This window comes from Candidatus Gracilibacteria bacterium (assembly GCA_041661045.1).
GTDB lineage: Bacteria > Patescibacteriota > Gracilibacteria > UBA1369 > 2-02-FULL-48-14 > 2-02-FULL-48-14.
The window spans coordinates 1001405-1017642 of the sequence record JBAZVE010000001.1 but is presented as its reverse complement, the minus strand read 5'-3'; the positions used below and the strand labels follow the sequence as shown (position 1 = coordinate 1017642).

The window sequence follows — 16238 nt, the reverse complement described above, 5'->3', positions numbered from 1 at the left end:
AAGTATGTTGATTCCACGACTGCACAAGGGAGAAACCGGAATTGTGAAGGGCCGCTCGCACTGCCCCAACTGCAAAACAGTGCTTCGTCCTCAAGACCTTGTGCCTCTCCTCAGTTTCCTGGCGCTTCGCGGCCGCTGCAAAAGCTGCAAAAAACCAATTTCATGGTGGTATCCACTCACTGAGCTGAGCTCCGGACTTCTCCTCGCCCTTCTTTATTTTCAAGTACAAAACTGGGAGCTCTTTGCCTTTCTGGTTCCCAACTTTTTTGTCCTGCTCTTCATTTTCTTTTACGACCTCCGTTATAAAGAAATCCACGATGCCATCATGCTCCCGGCCATTCTCTATGCCTTTGTGGCAAATTTCTGGATCGGGGACATTCAAAGCGCCGCCTTCGGCGGCGCCATCGGCATCGGCTTCTTTGGTCTGCAATATTTAATCTCAAGAGGGCGCTGGCTTGGAAGCGGAGATATTCGAATCGGAGCTTTTATGGGCTTCATGCTGGGCTGGCCGTTCACTCCGCTCGCCATTTTCATGGCTTACATTTTGGGCTCCACTGTGGGCATCTTTCTTTTGCTCAGTAAAAAAGCAAACGGAAAAACCGCTGTGCCCTTGGGACCTTTTCTTGCCGCCGGAACCGTGCTAGCCTTCTTCCTCGGAGATCCGATTCTAGACCTTTACTTCTTTGCACTATGAAAATTGTGATTTTAGCGGGAGGCGTGGGCACAAGACTCTGGCCCATGAGTCATCCCCAAAAACCCAAACAATTCCAAAAACTGGTTTCCAGCCGAACCATGCTTCAAGAAACCTACGATCGCGTTTCTTTTGTAAAACCGGAGGACATCTACATCAGCACCAACGCACAGTACAAGGATCTTGTGAAAGCCCAGCTCCCTCAAATCCCCGAAGAGAACCTGATTTTGGAGCCCAGCATTCAGGACACGGGCCCCTGCATCGGTCTGGCCGCCGCCCTCATCGCAAAAAAAGATCCCGAGGCCGTGATGGCTGTGGTGTATGCAGATCATCTGGTCCAAGATCGAGAGGAGTTTGAACAAAAATTGTATACAGCAGAGCTCTTGGCAAAGGAGGAGGACACGCTCAACATCATCGAGGTAAAAGCCAAATACCCCAACACCAATTTGGGTTATGTGCGCATCGGACGCATGCTGGGAGAAAGGGACGGCGTCGAAATCTATGAATTCAAAGCCTTTAAAGAAAAACCCGATTACGAAACCGCCAAACGCTTCCTTTCCTCTTACAGTTACCTCTGGAACACCGGATATTATGTGTGGAAAGTGAAGACCATTTTAGAAGAGTTCAAAACCCACCTCCCCAAGACCTATACACAACTCATGAAGATTCAAGCGGGAGAAAGCATCGAAACCTATTACCCCCTCTGCGATAAAATATCGATCGATTACGGGATCATGGAAAAAGTGGACCCTTCCCGTGTGCGCATCATTCCCGCCGATTTGGGCTGGAGCGACATCGGAACCTTTGCTTCTTTGCACGAAGAGCTCGCCGACGACCCCAAATCCAACCTGGTAAAAGGAGATGCCACCGCAGTGGATTGCGAAGGCAGCCTCATCTACAATGAAGGCCAAGAAAAAATTGCCGCCTTTGGCCTCAAAAACATGGTGGTGGTGAGTGCCGATGGATTCACTCTCATCTGTCCAAAAGACAAATCTTCCAATTTAAAAGAACTTTTAAATAAACTTCAAAACCATGAATCAAACGGAAATTAAAGAAGTCCTCAAACCTTGGGGCAAAGAAATTTGGTTCGCCAACCAACCTGAATATGTGGGCAAAATTCTCCACATCAAAAAGGGCCACCGTTACTCACTCCAGTATCACGAACGCAAAAAAGAAACCCAATACTTGCTCAAAGGCCAAGTCAAATTCTACCTGGGTTCCGATGCCGATCACTTGGACGAAATTCTCATGAATCCCGGCGATAAACTGGATGTGCACCCCGGCATGATTCACCGCGCCGAAGCCTTGGAAGACGCTGAGATCTTAGAGGTTTCCACCAACGATCTAGACGATGTCATAAAACTCTCCGACGACTACGGCCGTAGCGGAAAAGGAAATAATTTTGAGAAAGATGCGGAGCTGCATAAGGACTGACCATTGGTAGCAAGACCACACAATTCACCTTCTGCCAATAAAACAGGCTAGGGATAGCTTGTTTTAAAGTTATTTCCTCGTATAATCTCCCCACAAGCTCATTCTTCTAATCCCTAAGCCAAATTCCCATGCTTTCCGTAAAAAAAATGCTCGCCGGTAAAATTTTAGTCATCCTCCTCTTTGCGGGGGCTTTGGGCTTTGTGGATGCAAAGACCGATCTCAAGCTCGGTTTGGATCTTAAAGGTGGAACCCAACTCGACTACGCCATCGACATGAGCCAGGTGGCAGAAGCGGATCAAGACCAAATTGTGGAGGGAGTAAAAGAAGTGATTCGAAAACGAGTGGATAGTCTGGGCGTTTCGGAACCCAATATTTTTGTTTCCACCGTGGGTAGCGAAAAGCACATTGTGGTGGAATTGGCTGGAATCACCGACTTGGAAGAAGCCAAAGCAACCGTGGGTAAAACCATTCAACTGGAATTCCGCGAAGAAAATCCAAATCCTCAAGATGACGAACAGCTCTCTTGGGCCACCGATGCCGCCAATGCTTTTCTCGCTCAAGTGAATGGCGGAGGGGAATTCATGACGCTTGCAGAAGCCGCACAAGAAGAAAATTCAGGTGAAGTGAGGGTGGAAGAAGTGGAACTCACCGACATCAGCACTTTAAGCACAAGCTTGATGGCCGCACTCCAGGGCCGCGAGGTGAATAGTATTTTTGGTCCTTTTGAATTGGATGAAGGCTACACGATTGATGAAAATGGAATGGGCGTGGCCAACAAAGGAATGACCGTGGTGCAAGTCACCGATAGAAAGAATGAAGAAGAAATCCGAGAAATTGAAGAAGAAGTGAGCGCCCGCCATATTTTAGTAGCTTTCGAGGGCTCCGAAACCTCTGCTGAAGGCATCACTCGAACCAAAGAAGAAGCCTTAACGCGTATTCAAGAAGTACAAACAAAATTATCTGAAGGAGCTTCTTTTGAGGAATTGGCAAAGGAATATACCGATGACCCCAGCGGAAAAGAAACCGGTGGAGATTTGGGAGCTTTTGGCCGTGGAGTGATGACCGATGCTTTTGAAGAAGCAGCCTTTGCCTTGGAAGTGAACAGTGTTTCCGAAGTAGTGGAAACTGAGTTTGGATACCACCTCATTCAAGTCTATGAAAAACAAGAGGCCAGCAGCGAAACCATCAGCGTCGAAAAAGTGGCCTTCAACAAGATTCTCTTCAGCACCACTCCTGACCCATGGCTGGAGACACCTGCCATGACCGGAGAACACTTCGAACGAGCCGATGTGGCCTTCAACCAGGCCTACCAACCTTTTGTGAGCATCACATTCAATGAGGAAGGCGCCACACTGTTTGAACAACTCACCGAGAAAAATGTGGGCAAACGAATCGCTATTTTTGTGGGAGGAAACCTAATCTCCGCCCCCAATGTGAATGAAAAGATCAGCGGAGGTTCCGCTCAAATCAGTGGAAACTTCACTCTGGAAGAAGCTCAAAATTTAGCTCGAGACCTCAACACCGGTGCCATTCCGGCACCCGTTGAGTTGGTGGGACAGTACAACATCAGCGCCTCACTGGGGCAAGAAGCTTTGGATCAAAGCCTTTTTGGAGGTTTGATTGGAGTGATTGTACTGGCTCTCTTTATGATTCTCTACTACCGTCTCCCGGGACTCATCGCCACCGTGGCCTTGGGCATTTACTCTCTCCTGCTCCTCTTTGTCATCAAAACCGCCCTTCCCACCGCAGTGGCCTTGCTCATTGCCCTTGGAGTGTTTGGTTTTGCCATACACCTCATTCTTAAGAACAAAGATTCCGGCGGAGAAAAATTCATCGCCTTTGTGGTGACCTGTTTTGTCCTCTTCTTCCTCACCATGGTCCTCTCCACCAAAATCACCCTCACCTTGGCGGGTATCGCCGGAGTGATCCTTTCCATTGGAATGGCCGTGGATGCCAATGTACTCATCTTTGAACGCATGAAAGAAGAACTCGGCAATGGACGAAACCTCCATCAAGCCATTGAAGAAGGATTCAAACGAGCCTGGGACTCCATCCGCGATTCCAACTTCTCTTCCCTCATCACTTGTATCATTCTCTTTTACTTTGGCTCCTCCATCATCCGTGGATTTGCGCTCAACCTCGCGCTCGGAATTCTGCTTTCCATGTTCAGCGCCATCATGCTCACAAGAACCCTGCTCCTAGCTGCCGCCAACACCAAACTGGCCGACAAATTGAGCTTGTGGGGAAAACCTCGCACCTCTCGCAAAGTCTTGCTGCCCATCATTCAAAAGAGTGCCATCTGGGGTGGAATCTCCGGGCTGCTCGCTGCGCTCGCTCTTGTGGCAATCCTTATCTTCCCCATCAACTGGGGTATCGATTTCACCGGAGGAACCTCCTTGGAACTGCACATGGACGAAGGCCGCACCAGCGAAGAAATCAGCCAAAAACTCGAAGAAGTGGAAACGGCTCTTCAAGGAGACTTTGGAACGCCTCACATCGTGAGCACCGACCAAGGCAATTTCTTGATCCGCATGAAACACATGGATGAACCGACCCATCAAGCCATTGTGAGCAAACTGGCCGAAGGTCAGGAATCTTTTGAAGAAATCCGCTTCACCACCGTTGGACCCACAATTGGTGAAACCCTCAAACAAAAAGCCGGATGGGCTTTGGCCATCACCTCCGTGATGATTGTGCTTTACATTGCTTTTGCCTTCCGAAAAGTGACCAAAGAAATCAGTGCGTGGAAATTTGGAATTTCCGCCATTGTGGCCTTATTGCACGATGTGCTCCTCGTCATTGGAGTCTTTGTGGTGCTTGGGCACTTCCTGGACATTGAGATGGATGCCCTCTTCATCACTGCCTTGCTCACCATCATGGGATTCTCCGTCCACGATACCATCGTGGTCTTCGATCGTATTCGTGAGAATCTTCATTTGCGTGGAGAAAAAGACAGTTTGGGAGAAATTGCCAACAGAGCTTTGAATCAAACCATGGCTCGATCCCTCAACACTTCTGTTTCAACCCTCATCACCATCACGGCACTCTTCATTTTTGGCGCCGACAGCATCCGAATCTTCGTACTCGCCCTCATCATCGGAATGCTTGCCGGAACCTATTCCTCCATTTTCATCGCCAGCCCCATGTTGGTATGGTGGACCAACTGGGAAAATCGACGGAAATAGATTGGAGTGACTTGCAAAGAGAAAATCTACCGTTTAAGATGACTTGGCTGCTCACGCAGCCTCAATGCACCCATAGCTCAACTGGATAGAGCACTGGTCTTCGGAACCAGGGGTTGGGGGTTCGACTCCCTCTGGGTGCACCATACTGCACGAAGTGCAGCTTAAAAAAAGAGACCATGCCAATACAAGCAATCTTGCCGGAACATTTTCGGGAGTACAGAGTGCGGCTGGGTTTTGCAAATCAAAACGCCGTAAAAAACTTTTTCGGGGCAAAAGATATTCCCCCAAGCGTGGACTTCAACTATATCGATCAACTCAACGAACGGCTCTATGAAATGATTGATCGGCTCAACGCCGCAGTGGGAGAAAAAATAAAATTGAAAGACGCGGAAGCATTCAAAAAGGAATTTGTAGACGAGCCTTTCCAAATCATGAAGGCCAACGCCATTTTCCCCGTCCTCAACAACCAAGGCAGACGCCCGGAACAAGTCTACTATTCCTGGATGCGCGGGTACATCATTTCAAATTTCTTTCTAAAAGCACTTGAAGCTATTTTTAGAGTGGATTTTTCAAAAATTGAACTCATTGGCGATGATGATCTTAAAAAAATCGAGACTTTCAAGAGAACCCCCAAAGCCGACCTGGAAATCAGCTTGGAGGGAGGACCGAAACTACGGATTGAGATGCAGGCCGGTTTCACTGGAATAAACGACATCAAACAACACAAGGTTTTAGAGGCAAAAAGAGTTTTTCAAAATCTTGGACTCCACACTCTTGGAATTCACTTTGATCTTTACAATGGCCAAGTGGCTTTTATAAAATTGGACGAAATCGAGGAAGACAATATAAACTGGATCACACGACAGCAGATGGAGGGGCAAACCGTATTCAATATAGATCAGAATTATTTCGTATGGAGGATAACGGAAGATCCAAGACCCTATGCAGAGATGATGCCCGATTGACCCAATCCTCATGAAAAAAACCCTTAAAATCATCGATCTATTCTGTGGAGTTGGAGGCTTAAGTTATGGTTTTGCAAAAGACGATCGCTTTGAAATTGTTGCGGCCAACGAAATTCTTCCCCAAATGGCAAAGGCTTACTCTTTAAATCACCCTAAAACAAAGGTCTACAATGAAGATGTAAAAGAGTTTAATGCAAAAAAAGTGAGCAGGGATCTGGGAATTGATCCGGAAGAGATAGATCTCATTATTGGAGGACCTCCATGCCAAGCCTACTCAACGGTTGGGAAACGAGCGAGCAACGATCCAAGAGGGGAACTCTTCAAAGAATATTTTAGGGTTTTGGACGAGTTCAAACCAAAGTTTTTTCTTTTTGAAAATGTAAGAGGCCTCACCTCCATGCAAAATGGAGAATTACTGGGGAACATCATCACTCTTTTTGAATCCCTAGGGTATAAAGTCCAATGCAAACTACTGAACGCAGCGGATTACGGAGCTCCACAAATCAGAGAACGCATCATCTTGGTGGGCTCAAAACTCAAAACAAATTTTGAATATCCCAGCCCAAGTCATTACAACCCGGAAACCGACTCCAACCTTTTTAGTGGTCTGCTCAGCCCCTACCTGACACTGGAAGACGCCATCGGAGATTTACCCTTTATAAATTCCGGGGAAGAAAGTTTTGAGTACGCTTCTGAACCCAAAAATGAGTTTCAAAAAATAATGCGTAAAAATGCACCAGAGAAACTACAAGATCATAACGCCCCAAAAAACAATCCAAACCTGGTTAAACTGATGCAGCTCTTGCCCGACGGAGGAAGCCCGGAAAATTTACCAAAGAACCTAAGGCCAAAATCCGGCTTTAAAAATACCTACTCTCGTCTGTGGTGGAAAAAACCTTCAACCACCATCACAAGAAATTTAAGCACCCCTTCCTCTTCTCGATGTATACATCCCAAAGCCCCCAGGCCACTCACCACAAGAGAGGGGGCGAGGATACAATGCTTCCCGGATGAATATCAATTTTATGGGTCGAGGAGCCAAAGAAATTTACAAATTGGAAACGCGGTGCCTCCATGTCTCTCCATCAGACTTGCCGAAGCCATACTCAACAACTTTGTCTTAGAGGAACTCTCTACTCTCGAAGCGCCCCGTCCACCACTAAATAACGATAAAGTTCTTCAGCCATCTCGCCACGAGTACGATCGGCATCGGGGTTGAAGTTTGCGGTGGTGAGTTCTTCTAAAACGCCAAGGGCAGAAGCCTTCCATACATAAACGGCATACCAGGCGTTTTCATCCAAATCGGGATATTTGAGATTCGCCACAACAGCATCCTGACTCAATTCTACCTCATACACTTCAAAGAGCATTTTGAGCGCCTCCACCTTGTTCACAGGATCCGCAGGCTTAAAGCTGCCATCGCTATACCCTTGAATCCAACCTTGATTCTTGGCGTAACACACATACTTGGCATACCAATCTTCACGGACATCAGGAAAACAGTTCTTGTTTGTGGATGGATCCACTTCAATACCACGACCCTCCACCAAAATCTTGAGGAGTTCCGCTCGGTTGATCTCATTCTCGGGACCAAAGCTTCCATCACTGTAGCCTTCAAAAATCCCAATTTCCACCAAGGCCTCAATGGCATCAAAGTGAATATCCATGTAAGAAACATCTTCAAAAATCCACTCCATGGGCGTCACCACTAGTTCCGAACTGGGGTCCCCAATTTCGTCATTATCCTCATCCAGAGCAGAAAGGGAGAAATAATAAGTTTCTCCTTCATCCAAATGCGTCACCGTCGCAAAAGTGGTGTATTCGTTCTCAATATCCACAGATTTGGAATAAGACCCACTGTTTGTTCCGTAATTGAGCTCGTAACTGTCGATGTCCTCATCCGCAACCCTGTTCCAAGAAAAGGTGGCAGAGTTGTCATCAAAACTTAAGATGGAAAGGGTCAAAGCTCCTTCACTGCGAGCATCAGAGGCATCCTCAATATCCTCTCCCTCCTTCTCACCTTGATCCGTTTCCACTTCCTCTTGAGCTCCATCCATCAAAGCCTGAAAGGCATCTTCACTAAGCCCGTAATTGCCCAAATAGTAATACAGGTAGCCTTGGTCAAAAACCTCCCAGTTGTTCCCACTCTCAAATTCAATTTCCAGGCTGGAAATCACCGCCACCACTCCATCCTGAGCCCCGATGTTTTCCAGGCTTAAGAAGGCTTCCATTGCTTCGTCCCCTTCAATAATCTGTGTTCTCGCCTTGGAAAGGTCATAGCTCTCTCCATCATAAGGAACCAAAGAAACCGCAAAGCTCACGCCCTCCGGCTTGATGATATGAAACATGAATTCATTCTGTCCGGTACTGTTTTCAAAGTACAAATAGTTGGTTCCATACAGGGCTGGTGCATAGTTCTCATCGCTCAAAGTATACTCCTGGCTTTCCTCCCCTTCCAGAATCAAAACAGAGGGGTAAAGGCTGCCTTCTTCATACTCTTCCAAACTCAAATTCCACAAAGTGAATTCCTGAAAAACAGTCGGCAAATCATCCCCCTCATCATCCAGAACGGCCGAAACCGCCTCATACAATTTAAGATCACTGTCATAACTGATATTGGAGTCAAAATAAGTTTCCCAAATATCCTTCACAATGCCATTGTCGTAATACTCACTTAAAAAGCGAGGCCAAATATTCATTCCATATTCATACAAACTTCCTGTGGGCACAATGGAGGCGAAGATGGAATAATCTACATAACTCAGAAAGTCCGGGATATAAAGGCCGTAATCATTCACCGTATCAAACAGAACATCCTCCGCCCAACTGGCAGTGGCTTCTGCAAAGTTGATACCTTGATAGGTGTAAGCAAAATTGAAGTCGTATCCAAATTGAATGGCATGGTAAAACTCATGCCCCATCGTGACCACCAAATAATCCGGGCTCATCCAAGGATCAATGGCAATGTAAGGTTGATCATTGGTCAAAACACTGGTGATTCCCAAGGCCCCGGAGCTGAGATACTCATAATTGTCGTCCAAAATTACAATGATAGGTTCCCCCGTTTCAATAGGCTCTTCATAATTCATTTCTTCCACCAAAATATCCCAACTGTATTCAGCCGACTCCGCAATAAGTTCAATAATGTCAGAGACCCCATCCCCGTCACTGTCCGCTTGATTCCCAATGATGTCTGAAAATTCAAATTGGAAGTGCTCACTTTGAATCGCATTCCGTTTGATCAAACCACTTTCTATGTCCGACTCGAAAGAAACCGCAAAAGCGGGAAGCACCCAAAACAGGTTCAAGCAGGCGGCAGTGGAAAGCAGCGCGCGAAATGTCATCAGAAAATAGTGAAGCAGGTTTGGGGCTTTTTGTAAAATGGTTTATGCTAAGCCGGAGTGAAACGGAGGCTAAGCAATAAGGTTGCGCAAGCAACATCCATCTCATTCTCATCCTCACTATGTACGCAGAAATTTTAATACAACACGCTTTCGCTCGAAAACAAACGGCGCTCACTTATGGAGTACCTGCAGAATTGAATGTAAAAATTGGGGATGGAGTCTTGGTGCCCTTTCAAAGAGGTGAAAAAGCCGGCCTGGTTTTACGGCTCCATGCCCACAAACCGGAGTTCGCCACAAAAAATATTTTAGGACTGCTGAACGAAGAAGGTTTACTGCAAAATTGGCAAATCGAACTGGCCGAGTGGATAGCTGAATACTATTTTTGCTCAAAATACGATGCATTCCGCTTGATGCTGCCAAAAAACATCTTTAGAAAACAAATAAAAGAACGGAAATCCAAGCCTGAAGTCCAAAAAATAAAGGAGGAAGTGATCCACACCCTGACCCCGGAACAAGGAAAAATCGTGAAAACCATTCTGGAAGAAAAGCCCAAAGTTTCCTTAATTCGAGGCATCACCGGTTCCGGAAAAACTGAAATATACAAGCACTTGATCAAAAATTTTATTCAAAAGGGCGAGCAGTGTTTACTCCTGGTTCCGGAAATCTCCCTCACTCCACAGCTTTTGCATTATTTTGAAGCAGCCTTCCCCGAAGTGACCGTGATCCACAGTCGAATCAGCGAAGGGAAACGAGCAAAAGTCTGGCGTGAGATTCAATCCGGAAAAATTCATTTGGTCTTGGGTTCTCGCAGCGCTCTCTTTTCTCCCTTTAAAAAACTGGGACTCATCATTATGGATGAAGAACACGAATGGTCCTATAAGCAAGATCAAAGTCCGCGATATCACGCCAGGGAAACCGCCCTAAAATGTGCGGAGCTCACGGGCGCCCAAGTGGTTTTTGGCTCTGCAACGCCAAGCATCGAGACCTATTTTAAAGCACAAAACGGAGAGTTTGCCCTCTTTGAGCTCGAGGAACGGATTGCCGGGACTCCGCTCCCAACCGTTCAAATCATCGACATGCGTGAAGAACTCAAAGCTCGCAATTTTTCCATATTCAGCGAGGTGCTTGAACAAAAAATTAGATCAACATTGGAGCAAAAAGAGCAGATCATCCTCTTTCTCAACCGTCGTGGAACCTCCTCTTCAGTGCTGTGTAGAGATTGCGGTTTCGTACTGGAGTGCCCCAATTGTGATCTTCCTCTCACACATCACGCCCGCAAATTTAAAAAAGAAACGCTACTCTGTCATCACTGCGGACAAATGGAAAGCTTCCCCGAACTCTGTCCAAAGTGCAAAGGCTCTCGCATCAAAACCATTGGAGTAGGCACCGAAAAAGTGGAAACTGAATTGAGAAAACTCTTTCCACTGGCTCGCATTCAAAGGGCCGACAGGGACACCATGGGGAAAAAGGACAGCTTCAGTGATCTGCACGACCGCCTGCACAATCGTGAAATCGATATTCTCATTGGGACCCAAATGATTGGGAAAGGTTTAGATGTGCCGAATGTGAGCTTGGTGGGAGTGATTTTGGCAGATCTCGGCCTCCATATCCCGGATTTCCGCACTTCAGAGCGCATTTTCCAACTGCTAACCCAAGTGGCCGGTCGCGCAGGAAGAAGAGAAAAACAAGGAGAAGTGTTGATACAGACCTACAATCCGGACCATCCGAGTATATTTTATAGTCAAACTCACGATTACAAAGGGTTTTATGAACAAGAAATTAGTGCAAGAAAGGAGTCGACCATGCCTCCATTTGGCAAAATCCTCAAACTCATGATCTCCAACAAAGACCAAAGTTTCTGCGAGAATGCCGCAAAAAAACTGGAGGGAGAACTCAAGGCAAAAGCCGAATCCCTCCCGCTCCAGATCCAAATTTATGCCGCCCCCGCCTTACTCCCAAGAATCAAAGGACAGTACCAATGGAATGTGCTCCTTCAAGGCCAAAACCCGGCAGCACTACTCAAAGATCTTCCAGAGGAGAGTCTCACGAACTGGCGAATTGACGCGGATCCTCAAATCAGCGTATAAAAAAGACATGCGCATTTTATCCGGAATCAAGCCAACGGGAAAACCCCACATCGGAAACTACTTGGGTGCGATCAAACAACACATCGCCCTACAAGAAGAAAACCACGAATGTCTCTATTTTGTGGCGGACTACCATGCGCTCACCACGGTAAGAAACGCTGAAGAAATGCGAGGCTACCGCCGAGGAGTTGTTTTGGATTATTTAGCCCTGGGTCTAGATCCCGAAAAAGTCTCGTTCTTCTACCAAAGTGCCGTGCCCGAACACGCTGAACTTACATGGATTTTATCCAGCATTGCTCCACACGGACTCTTAGAAAGAGCACATGCTTGGAAAGATGCGCTAGAAAAAGGAAATCGAGAAATGACCGTTGGACTCTTCACTTATCCAGTCTTAATGGCTGCAGATATTTTGATTTACCAAGCCGATTGGGTCCCCGTGGGCCAAGATCAACGCCAACATGTGGAAATTGCCAGAGATATTGCCGAGAAATTCAATCATATTTATGGAGAAACTTTTAAACTTCCGGAGCCCAAAATTGAAAAAGAAGTGGCCACCGTACCAGGCTTGGATGGTCAAAAAATGAGCAAGAGCTACAACAACACCATCAGTATTTTTGATGACGAAGCGGTGATCAAAAAACAAGTCATGAGCATCAAAACCGCCAGCGTGGATCTCAAGGATCCCATGCCGCTGGAAAACGACCTCATCCTTTCTCTATATGAACAATTTTCTAGTTCAAAAGAGCTGGAGGACCTGAAGGCAAACTATCGTGCAGGGGGCTTCGGTTATGGCCGCGCGAAACAAGCTCTCTTCGAAAAACTCATCGGCTTTTTTGCGGAAGCAAAGGTTCGCCGAGAGAAACTTGAAAACTCCAAAGAGCTCGAAGAAATCATGGATATGGGTGCAAAAAAAGCGGCAAAACTGGCTCGAGAAACCATGGCCACGGTCTACGAAAGGATCGGTCTATAAATATCGCAAGCAACATCCTCCACCCATGAAAAAACTCCTCTCCACTCTTCTCTTCACCCTTCTCATTCCCACTGCTTCCGCAGAGTTGACTGTTTCGGGTTGTGAACATCCTTTCATCGATATCGCGGGCCACTTCGCCGAAGATGAAATTTGTTTTCTCTACCAAAATGGCGTGGTGGAAGGATATTCCGAACGGAATTTTTCGCCCGATACCGAGGTCACTCGAGCGGAATTCTTAAAAATCTCCCTGGTCAACTTGGGCTACACCGTTTATTCGGTGCAGAGCGCAAGCTTCACGGACATTGCTCCGGGAGAGTGGTACTACCCATTCGTCACTTTTGCCAGATCAAAAGGTTTTGTAAGCGGGTACAACGACGGCAGCTTTCACCCCAATGCACCCATCACTCGAGCGGAAGCCTTGAGCATGGCAATCCAAGTCGCAGGAATCACGGATTACGAGGTTTACAATTTTGAAAGCCGGTTCTCGGATGTGAGCGGAGACGATTGGTTCGCCGCCGCCGTAATGGTGGGCATTGAATACGGAATAATTGAAGGTTACGGAGACGGATCCTTTCGTCCTCACAACAACTCGACCCGTGGCGAAGCCTCCGTCCTCTCCGAACGCATTTGGAAAGAACTGTATTAAAACAACGCTTCCATAGCGCTGAGCAATGTGCTAGTTTTGGGCCATGAACGGTTACTCAGACATCGTCATCGGTTTACAATATGGAGATGAGGGCAAAGCCCGCGTGATCGACGACATGGCCAGCGACTACACCGTGGTGGCGCGGTTCAACGGTGGCGCCAACGCCGGACACACCATAGAAGCAAAGGGTCTGAGACTGGCACTGAGGCAAGTTCCATCAGGTGTTTTGTATGAGAGCATGGATCTGTATGTGGGCTCCGGCTGCGTCATCGACATCATCAAACTGGCGGAAGAAATCACAAACATCGAAGCTCAAGGAATTATTTTAAAGAACCGCCTCCGTTTCTCCCCTCAGGCCGGGCTGGTGCAGCCGCATCACATTTTGATGGACACCATTTTGGGAAAAGAAGTGGGCACGACCAAGAACGGAATCGGCCCGGCTTACGCCGACCGAGCCCTGAGAATGAATGGCAAAAACACCGTAAATTTAAGATTGTGCGATCTTTTGGACAATGAAGAAAACTGCTTCTCGCTGATGCAAGCCAACTATGATTATGCGGACTCGCTCTATCACTTCCCAAGTTTTGACCTCCCCTCTCATTTCACAAAAATGCGCGCCGCCCTGGAAAAAGTGAAAGATTTTTTTGAAGAAGATGTGCTTTATCTTTATAAAAAAGCGGAAGTCGGAGCCAAGGTGCTTTTTGAAGGAGCTCAATCCTACATGCTGGATGTCAATAAAGGTTCTGTGCCGTTTGTAACCTCCAGCGCAACCTGCGCCCCCGCCGCCTACACGGGCGGAGACCTCCCCCCAAACTTTCATCACAAAACCATCGGTGTGGTAAAGGCTTTGATGTCCAGAGTGGGACACGGCCCCTTTGTCTCGGAATTTGGTGGCAAAAAATCCGAGGATTACTGCATGGCAGTGAATGAAAATGGAGATTCCATCAACAACCGTGAAACCGAATCCATCCTCCCCGTGGAAACACTCTTACAGTCAGAAGATGATTTTGAAGTGGGAAAAGCCTTTCGAGTGCTTTCCAGAGAATATGGAACCGTAACCGGAAGGCCACGACGCATTGGAATTTTGGATTTGGTTCAATTGAGCCACGCCGTAAAATCCAACGGAGTGGAAGAAATAGTGATCACCAAGTGTGACTTGCTTCAATTCTATTCAAAAACCAAAGAAGGAAAGATTCCATTGGTGGTTGGCTATGAGTTGGAGGGGAAAAACATCGATTACATCCCAGCCTCCACCGCAGCCTATGCCCGTGTTCGCCCCATCTATTCATGGGAAGAAAGTTTTACCGAAGACCTCACCGGTATGCGCACAAAAGAAGAGTTGCCAAAAAACTTGCTGACACTGCTCCAAAAAATTGAAACTCAAGCCGGTTGCCGTATCCGCGGAATTTCCGTGGGACCAAACCGGGATCAGTACATTTCCATGCAGGCCGATCGGCCTGCTAAGCAATAAGGTTGCGCAAGCAACATCCTAAGCGGGCCAACGGCCTGCTAAGCAAGAACGCCGCGTAAGCGGCATCCTCTCTAACCGTTAAAGCACCATGACTGCCATCACCAACGAAGAAGTCCTCGATTACCATCGGAATCCCGTCCCGGGAAAAATTGCGACCAAGCCAACAAAAGCCTGCGAAAGCGCCAGAGATCTTTCCATGGCCTACACCCCCGGAGTCGCACTGCCGAGCCTGGAGATTTATAAAAATAAAGACGCCGTTTTCGACTACACCGGTAAGGGGAACTCTGTCGCCGTGGTGAGTGATGGAACCGCCGTTTTGGGACTTGGAGAAGTGGGACCCGAAGCCGCTCTCCCCGTAATGGAGGGCAAGGTGGTACTTCTCAAAAGATTCGCCGATATCAACGGGACGCCGCTCTGTTTGGGAGGTAAAATCGACCATAATGAAGCTCGCCAAAACGAGCTCATTTCCGCCATCAAATTGTTGGAACCCACCTTTGGTGCCATCATTCTGGAAGACATCAAGGCCCCGCTCTGCTTCGACCTTCAAAAAAAGCTGGATGCAGAAATGGATATTCCCGTCTTTCACGACGATCAAGAAGGCACCAGTATTGTGATCACCGCCGGCATACTCAATGCACTGGAAGCGGTGGGCAAAAAAATCGATGCCGTGAAGATTGTTTTCAGCGGTGCCGGTGCCGCAGGGATCTCCTGCGCCAACCTTCTTTTGGACATGGGTGCGGATCTGCAAAAAGTATACCTGTGTGACAGCAAGGGCCTCATCACGGAAGCTCGAGAAGACTTGAACAGTCAAAAACGCAAATTCGCCAAAGTCTCCGAAGCAAAATCTTTGGGAGAAACGGTTCAGGGAGCCGATATTTTCATCGGAGTCTCCCGTGCCGGTCTCCTCAGCAAAGAGGTAGCAAAAACAATGAATCCCGATGCCATTGTTTTTGCCGTGGCCAACCCCACCCCGGAGATCATGCCGGAAGACGCCATTGAAGCCGGAGTAAAAGTCATTGGAACCGGACGAAGCGATTATCCAAATCAAGTGAACAACTCCCTGGGTTTCCCCGGTATTTTTAGAGGAGCCCTGGACACTCGTTGCCGATCTGTAAATCAAGCCATGAAGCTGGCTGCCGCAAAGGCCCTCGCTTCCCTAGTCAAAAAAACGCCACCCGATGAAGTCCGTGCAATCTTAGAAAGCGCTTATCCCGAAGAAGCTCAAAAAGGTCACTTCCAAGCCAAAGAAGGCATCATCCCGGGTTACATCATCCCCAAACAATTCGACATCCGCGTGGTTCCAACCGTGGCCCGCGCCGTGGCGGAAGCCGCAATGCAGTCCGGAATGGCTCGCCTCATGATCCCGGATCTCGACGCCTACGAAAAAAGCGTCTATGAAAGGATTGCTAAAATCTAGCTTTTGGTGTAAAATGCTAGGATTTAGT

11 protein-coding genes, 1 tRNA gene and 1 pseudogene are annotated in these 16238 nt (G+C 47.5%); 12 read left to right on the top strand and 1 reads right to left on the bottom strand.

Features of this window, described 5'->3' with window-relative positions; all coding sequences use genetic code 25:
• Positions 1-4 precede the first annotated feature (4 nt).
• The 7 genes and pseudogenes from WC777_04970 to WC777_04940 all read left to right on the top strand — a co-directional run bounded on the left by WC777_04970 (position 5) and on the right by WC777_04940 (position 7386).
• Positions 5-709, top strand: coding sequence for a prepilin peptidase (locus WC777_04970; protein MFA6024533.1), 705 nt, complete (start codon positions 5-7; stop codon positions 707-709).
• Positions 691-1743, top strand: a complete 1053-nt coding sequence (locus tag WC777_04965) for a sugar phosphate nucleotidyltransferase (GenBank protein ID MFA6024532.1) — start codon at positions 691-693, stop codon at positions 1741-1743. The genes WC777_04970 and WC777_04965 overlap by 19 nt, the downstream gene beginning before the upstream one ends.
• Positions 1724-2176 (top strand): cupin, encoded by a 453-nt coding sequence (locus WC777_04960; GenBank protein ID MFA6024531.1) that lies wholly within the window; start codon positions 1724-1726, stop codon positions 2174-2176. Before WC777_04965 ends, WC777_04960 begins: the two co-directional genes overlap by 20 nt.
• A 77-nt stretch (positions 2177-2253) precedes the next feature.
• Positions 2254-5310 (top strand): protein translocase subunit SecF, encoded by a 3057-nt coding sequence (gene secF / locus WC777_04955; GenBank protein ID MFA6024530.1) that lies wholly within the window; start codon positions 2254-2256, stop codon positions 5308-5310.
• A gap of 66 nt (positions 5311-5376) precedes the next feature.
• Positions 5377-5453, top strand: a tRNA-Arg gene (locus WC777_04950).
• A gap of 33 nt (positions 5454-5486) precedes the next feature.
• Positions 5487-6302: a restriction endonuclease gene (locus tag WC777_04945; GenBank protein MFA6024529.1), complete on the top strand. Its 816-nt coding sequence runs from the start codon at positions 5487-5489 to the stop codon at positions 6300-6302.
• Positions 6286-7386 (top strand): annotated as a pseudogene (locus WC777_04940) (DNA cytosine methyltransferase). The gene WC777_04945 and the pseudogene WC777_04940 overlap by 17 nt, the downstream one beginning before the upstream one ends.
• Before the next feature lie 22 nt (positions 7387-7408).
• Here WC777_04940 and WC777_04935 read toward each other — a convergent pair.
• On the bottom strand, positions 7409-9619 hold the full coding sequence (locus WC777_04935; GenBank protein ID MFA6024528.1) for an S-layer homology domain-containing protein: 2211 nt from the start codon (positions 9617-9619) through the stop codon (positions 7409-7411).
• Positions 9620-9738: 119 nt separating this feature from the next.
• Here WC777_04935 and priA point away from each other — a divergent pair, with 119 nt between their 5' ends.
• From priA to WC777_04910, 5 genes are all read left to right on the top strand, one after another.
• Entirely contained in the window at positions 9739-11706 is a 1968-nt protein-coding gene (gene priA / locus WC777_04930; protein MFA6024527.1) for a primosomal protein N', read from the top strand.
• A gap of 7 nt (positions 11707-11713) precedes the next feature.
• Positions 11714-12676, top strand: coding sequence for a tryptophan--tRNA ligase (gene trpS / locus WC777_04925; GenBank protein ID MFA6024526.1), 963 nt, complete (start codon positions 11714-11716; stop codon positions 12674-12676).
• A gap of 25 nt (positions 12677-12701) precedes the next feature.
• Entirely contained in the window at positions 12702-13322 is a 621-nt protein-coding gene (locus WC777_04920) for an S-layer homology domain-containing protein (GenBank protein ID MFA6024525.1), read from the top strand.
• A gap of 43 nt (positions 13323-13365) precedes the next feature.
• Positions 13366-14793: an adenylosuccinate synthetase gene (locus WC777_04915; protein MFA6024524.1), complete on the top strand. Its 1428-nt coding sequence runs from the start codon at positions 13366-13368 to the stop codon at positions 14791-14793.
• Positions 14794-14881: 88 nt separating this feature from the next.
• Positions 14882-16210, top strand: a complete 1329-nt coding sequence (locus WC777_04910) for a malic enzyme-like NAD(P)-binding protein (GenBank protein MFA6024523.1) — start codon at positions 14882-14884, stop codon at positions 16208-16210.
• Positions 16211-16238: the final 28 nt, after the last annotated feature.